This window comes from Winogradskyella sp. A3E31 (assembly GCF_046720935.1).
Classification (GTDB): Bacteria; Bacteroidota; Bacteroidia; order Flavobacteriales; family Flavobacteriaceae; genus Winogradskyella.
Genome location: NZ_JBHNWH010000008.1, coordinates 98,170 through 114,689, shown reverse-complemented (window position 1 = coordinate 114,689; position 16,520 = coordinate 98,170). Strand labels below are relative to the sequence as shown.

Sequence of the window (16,520 nt, the reverse complement as noted above, 5' to 3'; positions counted from 1 at the left end):
ACGAATAGTAGCATATTTCAAGCTACTAGCTTTTTAGCTTTAATGACCTTTGCTTTATGTTTATGTTTTATTACTTGAGTCGATACTAATAAATTGTTGGCTGTAGTTTTTATTTGTTTTTAAACAGAAAAGGCTATCACTTCAGACAGCCTTTTCAATAATTTATTTGTCAATTCGCTATTAGTTTCCAGCGCTTAAAGAATAACTTCCATCTCCATTGAATGAAGTAATTGTAATAGTTACAGTCCAATTTCCAGGCTCTCCAGCTTGAGTAACTCCGTCAATACTATCGGGTTCAGTTCCTCCGTTCAGAGTTCTGTCAAGTACTACAGTTCCTTCAGAATCAGTAACTACAATATTAAATGTTCCAGTTGCAGTAGCAGTTATGTCAGCATTATAGTCAGCCGTTGCCAAATTATTCGTCCAATTAATTGTTCGGGAGGCATTTCCACCGTTTCCAGTAAAATCGCCACCAATATCTCCAGATGGACCTTCGTTAACAGTTATATTCGCAGTTGGTCCATCGTCATCTGAACAAGATGAAAATGTGCCAATGAATAATACCATTGCAGTAAAAATTGTAAGTAGTTTAAAATTTGAGGTTTTCATTTTTATTAGTTTTTGCTATTTATTCTATTATAGAACAATTAAGTCAATAAATTTCCCAGTCTGAAAACGTGATTTTTTAATTTTTTTTTTAAAAGTAGTTAATCAGTATGTTATATGTTGAAACTGGTCAAAATGTGCTGCAAGGGTTTGCTATGGTTTGTTATGGAATTGCATAAAGTTCCGTCAACTAATAAGATAACTATTAGCATGGTATGCTAATTACTCTCAGTTTATATATTGTAAAAGGTGTTATTTAGATTTCAAATAATATGCCAAACAAAAACCCGAAGCATTTTTTACCTCGGGTTTTCTTTGTTTAATTGCCAAGCATTAACACTAACCATCAACTATTTATGCAGGCGATTAAACATGTTCTATTAAAGTATTCCTCCGCCAGATTTGGTATTATCATCTCGTTGTTTTCGTCCTTTTGCCCTATACTTTCCTCCGCCAAAGCGGTATGAGAGTCCAGCGAAAATGGTTTTAAATTCACCTTCAAAATTCACGTTTTGTCTAAATGGACGATCACTGACTATTGCTATCTCTTGGGTGTCAAACACATTATTAAAATTAAGACTAAAGGTTGCTCTGTTGTCTTCTAAGAAGCTATAGCGCATTCCAAGGTTGACAAAATACATCGGGTCCATTTCAAAATTTAAGCCAGTGTCTGGTCCGCGATACATGGCAAAAGCAGAAAGAGATAGGCTTTTGGTGACTTTAAAGTTGTTAAAGACCCTGAAATTATAAATAACATTATCTACTTCAACACTATTTAATTCAATGTCATCTACCGTTGGGTTCATTAATGTTGGGTCTAATGATTCTGCAAAACCAGTTTGCTTTCTTGCATAGAGATCAAAACTTGCATTGAAACTCCACCATTTTGTCGGTCTGTAGTTGCTAGAAATTTCGATCCCGTAAGCCGAAGTGTTATCAAAGTTGTCTCTAATAAGGAGCACTCTTCCAGAACCTAGGTCAGACCGGTCCACAAAAACACCTTGGTTAATTTCATCTTCAATGAGTCTATAAAATACACCTCCTGTAATACTTCCTTTTTCTAAATTACGTGTATAGTTCATTTCTAATGAGTTGGTAAACTGAGGTTCTAATTCAGGATTTCCGAACTGTGATATTAAAGCTGTATTGAATTCGGGAATAGGATTAACCTGCCCCACGCTTGGCCTGTCAACACGACGACTAAAACTAAATTGATAAGAGTTTTTCTCTGACGGATTAAAAGTCACAAAAGCAGATGGGTATAATTGAAAATAATCATTTTCAAACGGGAAGTCTGTCCTTGTATTATCTGTAAGGTCGATTTCAAAGGCCAAGGCATCTACGTTTACTGTTTCTGCTCTCAATCCAAGTTGATAAGACCATTTTTCTAATTTCTTGCTAAAACTTGCATAAGCAGAATATATATCTCTGTTATAGGTGAATTCTGTTTGTGAAGGGATATAATCTCCTGACATATTTAAGACTCGCCCGTCAGAATTATAATTCACAGTGTTTTCATAAAGTCTGGCTTGTAACCCTACTTCTAGCTTTGTGTTTTCAGCAATAGGGTTTACATAATCTAAATTTACGGTAGTTCTGTTTCTATCTACTTCAGAAAATTCATTGAAATTAGGACGGGCTGTAGAGCCATTAAAAGCATTGAATGTTTCAACCGTATTGTCAAAAATATTATGGTCTATTTCTAACTCTATATTATGACCTTTATCATCAAAATCTAATTTGTAATCAAAATTATACTGCTCACTTGTATTTTCATTATCGCTATTGATGCGTTGTCTTTGAAACACATCTAGTGTGTTTGTTGTAAACAATGTTGTATTGACATCTGCACCACCATCGAAAATATTCTGGTTGGTAAATACCGAAATGGTGTTTTTATCATTTAAATAAAAATCAACACCAGCCTTGAATAAATGGCTATTACGGCTGTCCAATATTCTTAGTGATTGCGAAACACCTGCATCTTCTTGGTTAAGTTGACCCAGTTGAAGGTTGTCTGATATATTATTGCCATAACTTCCAAAGAAATTCAACTTTCCGTTTCTGTAATTCATATCAATAGAGCTATTGAATTTTGGCTCAATCTGATAACTTAAACCTGTATTTAGATTTCCGTTAAAGCCTACATTTATGTTTTTATGAAGAATAATATTGACAATACCACTCATACCATCCGGATTGTATTTCGCTGAAGGATTAGTAATCAATTCAATTTGCTTAATTGACGTTGAGGGTATTTGCTTTAAGAGTTGGGACGGTGGAATATTTGAAAGTTTTCCATCGACCATAACTTGTACGTTTTGGTTACCTCGTAGGGCAATGTCACCAGTCTGTTGATCGACATTTACAGAAGGAATGTTGTTCATAATGTCAGAAGCCGTTGGCCCAGAAGTGGTTAGATCCTTTCCGACATTGATTACTTTACGATCTACTTTTTGTTGAATCGTAGATACTTCGGCAACAACAGTTACTTCGTCTAAACTTTCAGCATCTTCGGACAGCATAATATTACCGAGTTCAACTTTGTAATTTCCCTTTTCTAGACGAATTTCTTTGTTGATAGTTTCAAAGCCAATGTATTTAATCTCTACACTGACTGTCCCTTCTGGGATTTTTTCAATTGCAAAGTTTCCATTACTGTCTGTAATACCGCCTGTAATTATTTTACCTTGAGTATCTTTTATAATGACATTAACATATGGTAATGGCTGATTTAAGGCAGCGTCCATAACGCGTCCTGATACAGAACCTGTTTTTACTTCAGAATTTGAGTTGGGTTGTGCGCTTACAAAGATTGATGAGACCAATGCAAGCATTAATAAGAAATGCTTCATTTTTGATTGATTGTTTTTTGATTGATTTGATGTATTCATTATTTAAGACGACTATCTTTGTGTTTTGTTACGTTATTTTAATGCCTTAACATCTTTTTAACAATTATGAAGAAGAAAACTTTGGTTATGGGAGCCTCACTAAATCCTGCACGATATTCGAATTTTGTTATTAGTCGATTGGTCAGCCATGGACATCAGGTTGTTGCCTTTGGATTACGCTCAGGAAACGTAAGTGGAATTGAGATTGATACGGAATTGAAAAATTACGAAGCTATTGACACTGTGACTTTATATCTTAATCCAACTCGTCAAGAACAGTATTACGAGTATATTATAGGCTTACAACCAAAGCGGGTTATTTTTAACCCAGGTACTGAAAACCCTGAATTTTATCAATTGCTGAAAGATGCTAATATAGATTTTGAAGTGGCTTGTAATTTGGTGTTATTGAGTACTAATCAGTACTAAGCTTTTCTTTTGTTGAAATTAACCATAGTCCAACAAAGGTGATAAACCCATTGATTGGAAGAATTTCCCAGTGGAACATATAGCCACCAAGCATTTCAGTTGGAATAGAAGTAATTCCAAAACTGATTAGTATTGAAAGTAAGGCAATAATCCACGCAAATTGATCCTTGATTTTTCGCTTTGTGATAATACCAAATGTGAATAACCCCAACAGTGGTCCATACGTAAAAGTTGCAAATTTAAAGAGGTTGCTTACCACGCTACCATCAAGGAAATTGAAAATGATAACAACAATCACCAAAACAATAGATACGCCGATATGCACTTTTTTTCGGAGTGGCTTTTGTTTTATTAACTCACGCTTTTCTATTCCTAAAAAATCTACTGAGAACGACGTGGTTAAGGAGGTTAATGCACTATCGGCACTAGAATAGGCCGCGGCGATTAAACCTATAATGAAAATAACAGCTAGAGGTTTACCCAGATTTTGATTCATAGCAATTTCAGGGAATAATAAATCTGTCCGTACGCGTCCATCAACTGTTGGAATCTCAAGGCCAAATTGCTCAGCATAGATAAATAGTAATGCCCCTAGAGATAGAAATGCAAAATTAACGATGACCAATAATATGGACATGGTGACCATATTTTTTTTAGCATCGTATTCATTCTTGCAGGTAAGGTTTTTCTGCATCATGTCTTGATCTAAACCAGTCATGGCTATAGTGATGAAGATCCCACCAATAAAGTATTTCCAGAAATAGGTTGTAGAATTAACATCATCAAAAAAGAATATTTTGCCTTTAGAGGCAAAGTCATCTGAATTTAAAAATTCTAAATAGGTCCAATCGAGTTTATCGTTAATAAGAAAAATTGCTAAGAGGACAGCAGTAATCATAGTCAGTGTCTGTAGAGTGTCTGTCCAGATGATTGTTTTTATACCACCTCTATATGTATATATCCAAATGAGTAAAATTGAAATAACGACTGTAATCCAAAAAGGGACACCGATTTGTTCAAAAACGATGTACTGCATGGCCAATGCCACTAAAAAGAGTCTAAAAGACGCTCCTGTAACCCTGGATAATAGAAAGAAAAAAGCTCCAGTTTTATAACTAACCTTTCCAAATCGCTGCTCTAAGTATTGGTAAATGGAAGTAACATTCATTCTATAATAAATGGGTAAAAGCACCAAAACAATAACCAGATAGCCCACAAAAAAGCCAAGTACACCTTGCATGTAAGCAAACTGTTCTCCACCAATCAATCCAGGAACAGAAATAAAAGTGACTCCAGACAAGGAAGCTCCAATCATTCCGAAAGCCACCAAATACCACGGTGCGGATTTATTAGCTTTAAAAAATGCAGCATTAGAATCTTCTTTTCCGGTGAAATAGGATATTAAGATAAGAACGCCAAAATAGGATGCGATGAGAATGAGTATAGCAGTAGGAGACATAAAAGAATAGTTTGCTGTGTCGAAAATACTATTTTTAGAAAACTTAAAAGCCCCAATCGAAAAAATTAAAATTTAAGTACCTTCGCAATCATGGAATTTTCTTCAAAACTTTTGGAAAATGCCGTTAATGAAATGGCACAATTACCAGGCATAGGTAAGCGCACAGCTTTGCGTTTGGTTTTGCATCTCTTGCGTCAACCAGAAGGTCAATCCTATCAATTGGCTGATGCGCTAAAGAAAGTCAGAGAGCAGATTAATTTTTGTAAATCGTGCTTTAATATCAGTGACTCAGAACTGTGTGAGATCTGTTCAAATCCATTGCGTGATAAAGAATTGGTGTGTGTAGTAGAAGACATAAGGGATGTCATGGCTATTGAAAACACAGGGTCTTTTAGAGGGTTATATCATGTCTTAGGAGGAAAGATTTCACCTATGGATGGTGTCGGTCCTCAGGATTTAAAGATTAACGCCTTGGTAGAGAAAGTGAAGAATAGTGAAATTAAGGAGTTGATTTTCGCTTTGAGTCCTACAATGGAAGGTGATACCACCAACTTTTATGTTTTTAGACAACTTCAGGGATGTGACATAAAAACGTCGACCATTGCTAGAGGGATAGCTGCTGGTAATGAGTTAGAATATGCTGATGAAATCACTTTGGGACGAAGTATCATTGACCGTGTGCCATTTGAGGCTTCTTTAAAATCTTAACGTGTTTTGAAGCTTTCCGTCATCATCCTTAATTATAACGTTCGCTACTTTTTAGAGTTGTGTCTTCAAAGTGTAGAAGTCGCTATTGCAGATCTTGATGCAGAAATTATAGTTGTAGATAACAACTCCATAGATGATAGTTGTGCGATGGTGAAATCAAATTTCCCTAAGGTCAGGCTTATTAAAAACAAAGAGAATTACGGATTTGCGAAGGGAAACAACATTGGCGTTAAAGATGCAAAAGGTGAGTATGTCTGTGTTTTAAATCCCGATACTGTTGTAGCAGAAGATACATTTACCACTATTTTGGAATTTGCTGACTCCAAAACCAATTTGGGTATTGTAGGCTGTCAGTTAATTGATGGTAGGGGAAAATATTTGCCAGAATCCAAACGAAATGTACCGACACCAAAAGTCGCTTTCGAAAAGCTGATTGGGAACGATAAAAACTATTATGCAAATCACCTTGAACGAGAGTCTATAGGTGAAGTTGATATTTTGGTTGGTGCTTTTATGATGCTGAAAAGATCCATTTTTAATGAGGTAGGAGGATTTGACGAGCGTTATTTTATGTACGGGGAAGATATTGACTTGTCATATAGTATTAAGAAAGCAGGTTACATCAACTATTATTATGGGGCGACAACGATTTTGCATTTTAAAGGTGAAAGTACTTTAAAGAATAAGAAGTATTTGAAGCGATTTTATGGTGCGATGGGGCTTTTTTATAAAAAGCATTTTAGTCAAAACCTTTTTTTAAACAAATCTGTAAAACTGGGAACAAAATTGTTTTCTAGCTTTAATAATCGACAAAAGAACAAAGTAATCATTCCTGATTCGATTATTTCATTTTCGGAATTACCTAAGCTGCTAACAGAAAGGTTTTCAATTCAATATAAAAAGATAAAAGAATCAGAATCGATTCCAAAGAATAGCCAATTGGTTTTAAGTTGTCATTCAAAACCCTTTAAGTCGATTATTGAGATTATTAAAAGGGATTGGGGAAACCTCAATCTGACCTTTAGAATATGGCCAAAAAACTGTAATTTTATCCTCGGAAGTGATAGCAATGCCACTAATGGCGAGGTTATTCATTTTTAATTTTATTGCATATAAATTAATTTTCAATCACATTTTTTAGTAATTTTGCAGTCGATTTGCAAATAGACACTATCAAATTACGAATATGGCAAAGTTTGAATTAAAATTACCGAAAATGGGCGAGAGTGTTGCAGAAGCAACAATCACCTCTTGGTTAAAGGATGTTGGGGATACCATTGAAGCAGATGAGGCAGTTTTAGAAATTGCCACAGACAAGGTGGACAGTGAGGTGCCGAGTGAAGTTGATGGTGTACTTATTGAAAAACGCTTTGAGGCGGATGCTGTCGTTGAGGTCGGACAAGTGATTGCCGTCATTGAAACTGAAGGAGAAGATACAGAAGAAAATAGTACTGTTTCCCAACCAGAGCCAAAAATAGAACAGACTCCAGCTAAAGAAGTCGAAAAAGTTTCGCAAACCGTAGAGCAAGCAAAATCTGCCGTAGAACCTATCAGTAATTCAGGAGAAAGATTCTATTCACCATTGGTTAAGAATATAGCTAAGAAGGAAGGTATTTCACAATCAGAATTAGACGAAGTTCTAGGTACAGGAAAAGATGGTCGTGTGACCAAAAATGACATAAAGGCGTATTTAGAGAATAGAACATCTGCACCGAAAGCAAGTGCTGCAGAAGTTAAGTCGCAGACAGTTAAGACACCTTTAAAAGAAACTCCTAAAGCAGCTCCTGTTTCTGTAAATGGAGGAGATGAAATTATTGAAATGAGCCGTATGGGTAAACTTATTTCAAAACACATGGTGGATTCGATTCAAACATCTGCACATGTACAATCCTTTATAGAAGCGGATGTTACTAATATTTGGAATTGGAGACAAAAACATAAAGATGCCTTTAAAAAACGTGAAGGTGAAAACTTAACTTTTACGCCAATCTTTATGGAGGCGGTAGCAAAAGCTATTCGAGATTTTCCATTGATTAATATCTCTGTAGATGGAGATAGAATTATAAAGAAGAAGGACATTAATTTAGGTATGGCTGCAGCACTTGGTGATGGAAACTTAATAGTACCCGTTATAAAACGTGCAGATCAATTGAACTTATTAGGAATGGCTAAAAAAGTGAATGATTTAGCTAGTCGAGCCCGAGATAACAAATTAAGCCCGGATGATATTCAAGGAGGAACTTATACGGTGACCAATGTTGGGACTTTCGGAAGTATTATGGGGACACCAATTATCAATCAACCACAAGTCGCTATTTTGGCATTGGGAGCTATTAGAAAAGTCCCTGCCGTTATAGAAACTCCAGAAGGTGATTTTATTGGTATCCGTTACAAAATGTTCTTATCGCATTCATATGACCACCGTGTAGTAAATGGGGCATTAGGAGGGCAATTTATAAAAGCTGTTAAGGATTATTTGGAGGCTTGGGATATGAATAGAGAAATCTAATTTTAGCGTTGTCACTGAGGTTACTCGAAGTGAAAGCAAGAATCTCATTATAGAAACAAAAGCACAGTTCAAAACTGTGCTTTCTTTTTTGAATAAATTAAAATTAGAGGTTTTCCATATTCTACATACCTTTGTCACTCAATTATACAAAATGCAATTAAACCTCAATAAACCCATCTGTTTTTTCGATTTAGAAACCACAGGTATTAATATTTCAAAGGACAGAATCGTTGAAATCGCCATATTAAAAGTACATCCTGATGGTAAGGAAGAATCCAAAACATGGCGTGTGAATCCTGAAATGCCAATCCCTGCTGAAGTGACTGCTATCCATGGTATTTCGGATGCTGATGTCGCGGATAAACCAACTTTTAAGGAACTATCAAAGGAAATCCATAATATGATAAAGGATTCGGACCTAGGTGGTTTTAATTCTAACCGTTTTGATATACCGCTCTTGGCAGAAGAAATGTTGCGTGCAGACGTCGATTTTGATATGAAAAACCGCCAGTCTGTTGATGTACAGACTATTTTTCATAAAATGGAGCAACGCACCTTAAGTGCTGCCTATAAATTTTACTGTGACAAGAATTTAGAGGATGCACACAGTGCGGAAGCGGATACCAATGCAACGTACGAAGTCCTTAAGGCACAGCTAGAAAAATATGATGCTCTAGAGAATGACACCAAATTTTTGGCCGAATTCAGTTCTCGAAAAAAGTTTGCTGATTTTGCAGGGTTTATTGCTTTCAATAAAAAAGGGGAGGAGTGTTTCTCTTTTGGCAAGCATAAAAATAAGCGTGTTGTCGATGTGATGGAACAAGAACCAGGCTATTTTGGATGGTTGTTAAATGCAGATTTTCCGTTATACACTAAAAAAGTGTTGACTGCGATTAAGTTGAGACAGTTTAATAATAAATTAGAATAGAGAACCAAGAACCAAGAACCAAGAAAAAAGACTTTGTAATTCTAATATGGAATCTTGTTTCTAGAAGCGAAGCGGTCTAAAAATCTATAATCTAAAAGAAAATGAAACTCATTTGCATAGGACGCAATTATACAGATCATATCGAGGAGCTCAAAAATGAACGACCAACAGATCCCGTAGTGTTTCTAAAGCCGGACACATCGATTTTACTGAAAAAGCAACCCTTTTTTATTCCAGAATTTTCTGATGATGTACATCATGAAGTCGAAATTTTGGTAAAAATCAAAAAAGTAGGGAAGCACATTGCAAAGAAATTTGCGCACAAGTATTACGATGAAATAGGTTTGGGTATTGATTTTACAGCACGCGACTTACAAGCACAATTAAAAGCTAAAGGGTTGCCTTGGGAAAAAGCAAAAGCCTTTGATGGAGCTGCAGTAATTGGGAAGTGGCTACCTAAATCTAATTTTGAAAATGTGGATCACATAAATTTCAGGTTAGAAAAGAACGAAGAAGTGGTTCAACAAGGAAATACAGAGTTAATGCTGTGGAAAATTGATGAACTCATCGAATATGTGTCAAAATATTTTACTTTAAAAATTGGAGACATTATATTTACGGGAACGCCAGCTGGAGTTGGCAGGGTTTTTGCCGAAGACCAATTAAAAGGTTACATTGAAAACAACGAGTTGTTTTCTATAAAAATTAAATAGATGCCAGAACATTATAAATTAGATCGCGTAAGAGAATTAGCGGATAACGATGAAGATTTTGTCATGGCATTAGCCGCTGCCTTTATAGAAGAAGTGCCAGAAGATGCTGAACGCCTTAAAAAAGCGGTGCCAGAAAGGGATTATTTTGAAACGTACCAAGCTGCTCATAAAATGAAACCCACCATAGACTTATTTGAGTTAGGGGTCTTAGATACACTCATAGAAGTTCAGGATTGGGGAAAGTTTGAAAAATCAGATGAAGATGTTTCTGAGCAACTTCAAACAGTTTTAACTGCGGTAGAAAATGCTACTAATGAGATTAAATCTGATTTTAATTTATAATTATTTTATCCCAAGTACTTTTTTAGACATGTGCATGGTTACTAGCATATGTGGTAAATCTACAGTTTCAGCAATTTTAAGGTCACCAGCTAAAGAGCATAAGGCATAGGCTTCATGTTTACTGAGTTTATGTTCTCTCATTAAATAATCTATCATGTAGAGTGTCGCTTTTTTTGCAGCACTATCGATGGTTGTTCCAAATCCAGTGGTTGCATAATAATCTTTGGTTTCGTATTGAGGCTCTTTCATTGATTTATCTTTTATTAACTCAATTTCATAGAGCACTCTTAATGGAACTTCTATGGCAGTACCACATACTTCACCTAGTCCTTGTACTGCATGCCCATCACCAATAGAGAACAAACCTCCTTCGACAAAGACAGGGAAATAAATTGAAGTTCCAACCGTCATATTAGGGTCATCCATATTTCCACCATTTGCTCTTGGTGGTATGGTACTCAAGAGCTCTTGTGTTGCCGGAGCTACTCCCATTACTCCAGGAAATGGATTAAGTTTTAATTGAATGGAATCATTAAAGCTAACTTTAGTTTTATTATCTTTTAAATTGTATATCCTTAGATATTCGCCCTCAATGGAATCAGCAACAAAGCTAAAACCTGGATAGATGGCGTTCCAGCCCCAATCCCCTATTTCAATCTCATGCAATGTTACCTTTAATACATCACCTGGTTGAGCGTCTTCAATATAAACAGGACCAGTTAAGGGATGGATAGGTTCAAAGTCAAGACTTGCTAAATCTTCAATAGTAGAATTTAAATTAAATTGTTCGTCACTTGCATCTTCTGTATAAGCCTCGATTATAGCACCAGATTTTACTGTGAGAATTGGTGGAATGGAACTACTAAATTTATTGTGTGTTTGGTCTTTGGTGACTGTAAAATCCGGTTTTAAGCTGTTTTTTACTTCTGGTATTTCTTCGGTTTTACTTTCCTTTTTTTCTTGACATTGAAACAGTACGATACAACAAAGTAAAAGAGTTGCTAAAGGTTTAAAGGTGAGCTGGTTAGTCATAACTGATAAATTTTGGAATAAATGTCCTTTAAAATTAATGAATAAAATACTATATAGTCTTAAATTTGATTTTTAATTATATATCCAAGAACCATTGACGGCTGAAATAATTACCATTGGCGATGAAATTCTCATAGGCCAAATTATCGATACCAATTCGGCTTTTATAGGAAAGGCATTCAATAAAGTCGGAATTTCCATCTACCAAATCACATCCGTACAGGATGAAAAAGATCATATTCTTAAAGCCTTAAAAGAAGCTGAGTCCAATGCAGATATCATTATTATCACTGGTGGATTAGGCCCTACTAAGGATGATATTACTAAGCATACCTTGTGCGACTATTTTGAAGATGAACTTGTCGAAAATAAAGATGTGTTAGAGCATGTTGAAATGCTATTTTCAAAATATATAAGTACTCCAATTTCAGATTTAAACAGGCAACAGGCTTTGGTACCATCCAAGGCAGAAATTCTAATGAATCAGTACGGCACTGCTCCAGGCATGTGGTTCGAAAAGGATGAGAAAGTCTTTGTGTCTATGCCAGGTGTACCTTATGAAATGAAAGCCTTAATTACGAATGACGTGATTCCGAGGCTGCAAGCTAAATTTAAATTCCCATTCATTTTACATAGAACGCTACTCACTTACGGACTTGGTGAAAGTGCTATTGCCAATAGGATAGAATCATTTGAATCTAATTTGCCTCCGTATATTAAACTAGCCTATTTGCCAAATTTAGGACGTGTAAGATTACGACTGTCTTCAAAACATGTAGATAGAAAAATGGTTGAAGAAGAAATGCAAAGACAAGTAAATCTTTTACTGCCACACGTTGAAGATATTTTTGTTGGCTTTGAAGAGGATTCATCATTAGAGGCGATTATTGGAAAATTAATGACTGAAAAGGGACTTAGTCTTGCAGTTGCAGAAAGTTGCACAGGCGGAAGTATAGCGCAAGCCATAACGGCAAATGCAGGGGCTTCAAAATATTTTATAGGAAGTGTTGTGAGTTATGCCACTGCATCTAAAGTAGAACTGTTAAACGTCTCACAAGAGTTAATCGATAAACATTCGGTAGTCAGCAAAGAGGTTGCGGAAGCTATGGCCGTTGGTGTTATGAAACTATACAATACCGATTATGCCATTAGTACAACTGGTAATGCAGGACCGTCAAAAGGAGATGCTGATGCTGAGGTAGGTACAGTATATATTGCGTTAGCTTCAAAAGACAAGGTGCGCTCAGAGGTTTTTAATTTTGGAAACCATCGAGAAAAAGTGATTAAAAAAGCGACTAATAAAGCCTTTGAAATCCTTCAAAAAGAAATATTAAAAAAGTAAAGTTTTCTGTTTGCTGAAAGGGAAAGTTTTATTAAATTTGCACCCTGTTTAAAATTAACACACCTAAAGATAGAATAAAGATGTCAAGAGTTTGTGAACTTACTGGAAAAAAAGCGATGGTAGGAAACAATGTTTCTCACGCCATGAACAAAACAAAGCGTACTTTTGGTGCTAACTTGTTGAAGAAGCGTTTTTACATTCCTGAAGAAGATAAGTGGGTAACGTTAAGAGTAGCGGCTTCAACACTTAAGACTATCAACAAAGTTGGTATTTCTGCAGTTTTAAAAGAAGCTAAAGCAAAAGGATTTTATAAATAAGAGCTAAGCGCTAAAGTCAATTACAATGGCAAAAAAAGGAAATAGAATACAAGTTATCTTAGAGTGCACAGAGCACAAAGCATCTGGTCAGCCAGGTACGTCTAGATATATTACAACTAAGAATAAAAAGAATACGCCAGACAGAATGGAGATTAAGAAATTTAATCCTATCCTTAAGCGTATGACAGTTCATAAAGAGATAAAATAATAAGTTATGGCAAAGAAATCAGTAGCATCGTTACAGACAGGATCTAAGCGTTTGACAAAAGCGATAAAAATGGTAAAATCACCAAAAACTGGGGCTTACATGTTTGTAGAATCAGTAATGGCACCAGAATTTGTCAATGACTTTTTGAATAAGAAATAATCACATTTCAATGTTGATTTACAAAACTGCTTTCATTTGAAAGCAGTTTTTTTATGGCTATATTTGGCGTAAAACCTGACAGTATTGCAGATGTAATTTCAGGCAGGTTTTTTGCTATACCAACAGAAATAGAAATTCATGAGTTTTTTTAAAAAAATATTTTCTTCAGAAAAGAAGGAAACCCTCGATAAAGGATTAGAAAAATCCAAATCCTCATTTTTCACTAAATTAAACAAAGCCGTTGCAGGAAAGTCTAAAGTTGATGATGATGTACTCGATAATTTAGAAGAGGTTTTAGTCACCAGTGATGTGGGCGTAAATACCACTTTAAAAGTGATAAACCGCATCGAAGAACGCGTTGCTAAAGACAAGTATCTCGGTACTTCAGAATTAAATCAAATTTTAAGAGAAGAAATTGCAGCGCTGTTATCCGAAACCAATAGTGGCGAGGCTACAGAATTTAGTATTCCTGAAGGTAAAAAACCTCATGTAATCATGGTTGTTGGAGTTAATGGAGTAGGGAAGACGACAACTATCGGTAAATTGGCATATCAGTTTAAGAAAAAAGGACTCAACGTTGTTTTAGGTGCTGGTGATACCTTTAGAGCTGCAGCGATAGATCAATTGCAAGTTTGGGCAGATAGAGTGGATATCCCAATCGTAAAACAGTCTATGGGCAGTGACCCAGCATCTGTGGCATTCGACACATTGCAAAGTGCAGTAACCAATAATGCAGATGTTGTTATTATTGATACTGCTGGTCGACTTCATAATAAAGTAAATCTCATGAACGAGCTCACCAAAGTAAAACGTGTGATGCGAAAGGTAGTTGATGATGCTCCGCACGATGTATTATTGGTTTTAGATGGTTCAACAGGGCAAAATGCCTTTGAGCAAGCCAAACAATTTACAGCAGCAACGGAAGTGACATCTTTGGCAGTCACTAAATTAGATGGTACTGCAAAGGGTGGTGTTGTTATAGGTATTAGTGATCAATTTCAAATCCCTGTAAAATACATTGGTGTTGGTGAAGGGATTGAGGATTTGCAAGTCTTTAATAAATATGAATTTGTGGATTCGTTCTTCAAATAAATTCTGACTTTAAGGTTTATTGTTTTTCGTATTTTTATAAAAAAGTACGAACCATGCGATACCAATTATTTTTTCTTCTTTTCCTTCTAACTTTCAGTTGTAAGGATGATCCTCATTCTGATAACACTGTAATTGATGAAGCTCAAACGGAGGTTGATAACACCAAAGTTTCCGCTCTTGAAACTGATTTTAGGGAATTCAAGGTTTTAGATTCTAAAAACTTAACCAAAGAAGATATTTGGGTAAACGTGAGTTCTCAAATGGAGGATTTCACTGAAGAAGACTATGACCGCCTAAAACCTCTCGTATTAGAACAAGATATACCTACGCTTCAAAATCATAGATACGATAATAAATTCACTTACGAAGAGCTCGTGAAATTCTATCTCTATCGCATTCAAAAGTATGATCGGGAAAATGAATTATCATTAAATTCAGTAATTGCCGTAAGCCCTAATGTTATAGATGAAGCCAAGCAAAAGGATCGTGAGTTTTTAAACAGAAAACTGAAACATCCCATTTTCGGAATGCCCATTTTACTAAAAGACAACATCAACGCTGCAGGAATGGCAACTACCGCTGGAGCGGTTGCATTAAAAGACAATTATACAGAAGACGCTTTTATTGTAAAGCAATTGAAAGCTCAAGGAGCACTCATCCTCGGAAAAGCCAATTTAAGTGAGTGGGCTTATTTCTTTTGTGGGGATTGTCCAAGTGGCTATTCTGCAATTGGGGGACAGACCTTAAACCCTTATGGACGACGTGTTTTTGATACAGGTGGATCGAGTTCAGGTAGTGGTGCGTCGGTAGCCGCAAATTTTGCAGTTGCAGCTATTGGTAGTGAAACCTCTGGATCTATATTGTCTCCATCAAGCCAAAATTCAGTAGTCGGTCTAAAACCAACCATTGGTTTGGTTAGCCGATCTGGTATTGTGCCAATTTCGTCAACCTTAGATACGGCAGGACCAATGACAAAGTTTGTTATTGATAACGCTATTCTATTAGATGCTTTGGTCGGAGAGGATATATCAGACAGTAAATCCATAAAGGTAGATTTGGGATTAGGCTCTTATTCTAAAAATATCAAGGAAACCACTTTAAAAGGGAAACGTTTTGCTGCGCCCCTGCGTTTTATGGAAGACTCATTATTTATTGAAGCAGTAGAGACGATTAAAGCTCAAGGTGCAGAAGTCTTTGTTATTGAGGAACAATCGCTTAATCTTCCAAACTTTCTTCGATTACTCAACTTAGACATGAAAAAAGACCTACCTGATTATCTTGAAAACTATACTAATTCTTCAATAGAGTTTAGAACGGTAGATGACATCATTGCATTCAACCTTAAAGATTCACTTAGAACTATGCCTTATGGACAGCGTTTATTTGTTGGTATTTCTGAAGATAAAGGTGATGCTGATTTCCTAGAAAAAATTAAGGACACTCTAAAAATAAATGGACGTCAATATTTTAATGTTCCGATGGATTCTTTAAAATTGAATGGCTTTTTATCGATTAACAACCGTCATGCAGGGTTTGCTGCAGTAGCAGAATATCCTGCGATTACAATCCCGATGGGCTACACCGAAGAAGGCGAACCAAAAGGATTGACCATGATTTCAACACCTCTTAACGAAAAGCAATTGTTGGAGTGGGCTTACGCTTATGAACAGGCTTCCAAAGAGCGGAAAGCACCAAAGGATTATAATTAGTAATTTCAACAATCTAAATTCTACAATCGTATATCCTAAATCATTGCGTATCTTTGCAGACTGATTTAAGCAA

Annotated in this window: 17 protein-coding genes; 13 read left to right on the top strand and 4 right to left on the bottom strand. The window is 35.9% G+C overall.

Translation table 11 applies throughout. From position 1 onward, the window contains the following. Positions 1-180: 180 nt before the first annotated feature. The gene (locus tag ACFEMA_RS11315) at positions 181-609 is read right to left on the bottom strand and encodes a hypothetical protein (RefSeq protein WP_411768310.1); all 429 of its coding nucleotides are present in this window, start codon (positions 607-609) and stop codon (positions 181-183) included. Positions 610-986: 377 nt separating this feature from the next. Next, a complete protein-coding gene (locus ACFEMA_RS11310; RefSeq protein ID WP_411768309.1) occupies positions 987-3,461 on the bottom strand; it encodes a TonB-dependent receptor domain-containing protein in 2,475 nt (824 codons plus the stop codon). A gap of 105 nt (positions 3,462-3,566) precedes the next feature. Here ACFEMA_RS11310 and ACFEMA_RS11305 point away from each other — a divergent pair, with 105 nt between their 5' ends. Continuing rightward, entirely contained in the window at positions 3,567-3,929 is a 363-nt protein-coding gene (locus ACFEMA_RS11305; RefSeq protein WP_411768308.1) for a CoA-binding protein, read from the top strand. Here ACFEMA_RS11305 and ACFEMA_RS11300 read toward each other — a convergent pair. Continuing rightward, positions 3,916-5,388 carry a sodium:solute symporter gene (locus ACFEMA_RS11300; protein ID WP_411768307.1) on the bottom strand — a complete coding sequence of 491 codons (1,473 nt, stop codon included), beginning with the start codon at positions 5,386-5,388 and terminating at the stop codon, positions 3,916-3,918. The two genes, ACFEMA_RS11305 and ACFEMA_RS11300, sit on opposite strands and share 14 nt — an antisense overlap. A 90-nt stretch (positions 5,389-5,478) precedes the next feature. Between ACFEMA_RS11300 and recR the strand changes: the two genes are divergently transcribed. The 6 genes from recR (at position 5,479) to ACFEMA_RS11270 (ending at position 10,588) form a co-directional block, all read left to right on the top strand. Beyond that, positions 5,479-6,096 (top strand): recombination mediator RecR, encoded by a 618-nt coding sequence (recR, locus tag ACFEMA_RS11295; RefSeq protein WP_411768306.1) that lies wholly within the window; start codon positions 5,479-5,481, stop codon positions 6,094-6,096. 6 nt (positions 6,097-6,102) lie between these two features. Further along, positions 6,103-7,197: a glycosyltransferase family 2 protein gene (locus ACFEMA_RS11290; protein WP_411768305.1), complete on the top strand. Its 1,095-nt coding sequence runs from the start codon at positions 6,103-6,105 to the stop codon at positions 7,195-7,197. A gap of 85 nt (positions 7,198-7,282) precedes the next feature. After that, positions 7,283-8,605, top strand: a complete 1,323-nt coding sequence (locus ACFEMA_RS11285; protein WP_411768304.1) for a dihydrolipoamide acetyltransferase family protein — start codon at positions 7,283-7,285, stop codon at positions 8,603-8,605. Positions 8,606-8,756: 151 nt separating this feature from the next. After that, positions 8,757-9,533 (top strand): exonuclease domain-containing protein, encoded by a 777-nt coding sequence (locus tag ACFEMA_RS11280; RefSeq protein WP_411768432.1) that lies wholly within the window; start codon positions 8,757-8,759, stop codon positions 9,531-9,533. A gap of 101 nt (positions 9,534-9,634) precedes the next feature. Then, positions 9,635-10,246, top strand: coding sequence for a fumarylacetoacetate hydrolase family protein (locus tag ACFEMA_RS11275; protein ID WP_411768303.1), 612 nt, complete (start codon positions 9,635-9,637; stop codon positions 10,244-10,246). Continuing rightward, positions 10,247-10,588 (top strand): Hpt domain-containing protein, encoded by a 342-nt coding sequence (locus ACFEMA_RS11270; RefSeq protein WP_411768302.1) that lies wholly within the window; start codon positions 10,247-10,249, stop codon positions 10,586-10,588. Here ACFEMA_RS11270 and ACFEMA_RS11265 read toward each other — a convergent pair whose 3' ends face one another. After that, positions 10,589-11,620: an acetamidase/formamidase family protein gene (locus tag ACFEMA_RS11265; protein ID WP_411768301.1), complete on the bottom strand. Its 1,032-nt coding sequence runs from the start codon at positions 11,618-11,620 to the stop codon at positions 10,589-10,591. It lies immediately after the preceding gene. Between the two features lie 94 nt (positions 11,621-11,714). On the opposite strand from ACFEMA_RS11265, the gene ACFEMA_RS11260 reads away from it, so the two are divergent. The 6 genes from ACFEMA_RS11260 to ACFEMA_RS11235 all read left to right on the top strand — a co-directional run bounded on the left by ACFEMA_RS11260 (position 11,715) and on the right by ACFEMA_RS11235 (position 16,447). After that, the gene (locus tag ACFEMA_RS11260) at positions 11,715-12,962 is read left to right on the top strand and encodes a competence/damage-inducible protein A (protein ID WP_411768300.1); all 1,248 of its coding nucleotides are present in this window, start codon (positions 11,715-11,717) and stop codon (positions 12,960-12,962) included. Positions 12,963-13,042: 80 nt separating this feature from the next. Further along, positions 13,043-13,279 (top strand): 50S ribosomal protein L28, encoded by a 237-nt coding sequence (gene rpmB / locus ACFEMA_RS11255; protein ID WP_411768299.1) that lies wholly within the window; start codon positions 13,043-13,045, stop codon positions 13,277-13,279. Positions 13,280-13,304: 25 nt separating this feature from the next. Beyond that, positions 13,305-13,487 (top strand): 50S ribosomal protein L33, encoded by a 183-nt coding sequence (gene rpmG / locus ACFEMA_RS11250; RefSeq protein ID WP_008271040.1) that lies wholly within the window; start codon positions 13,305-13,307, stop codon positions 13,485-13,487. A gap of 6 nt (positions 13,488-13,493) precedes the next feature. After that, positions 13,494-13,646 carry a DUF4295 domain-containing protein gene (locus ACFEMA_RS11245; protein WP_008271041.1) on the top strand — a complete coding sequence of 51 codons (153 nt, stop codon included), beginning with the start codon at positions 13,494-13,496 and terminating at the stop codon, positions 13,644-13,646. Positions 13,647-13,784: 138 nt separating this feature from the next. Then, positions 13,785-14,738 carry a signal recognition particle-docking protein FtsY gene (gene ftsY, locus ACFEMA_RS11240; protein ID WP_411768298.1) on the top strand — a complete coding sequence of 318 codons (954 nt, stop codon included), beginning with the start codon at positions 13,785-13,787 and terminating at the stop codon, positions 14,736-14,738. 53 nt (positions 14,739-14,791) lie between these two features. Further along, entirely contained in the window at positions 14,792-16,447 is a 1,656-nt protein-coding gene (locus ACFEMA_RS11235) for an amidase family protein (protein ID WP_411768297.1), read from the top strand. The last annotated feature ends 73 nt before the right edge of the window (positions 16,448-16,520 follow it).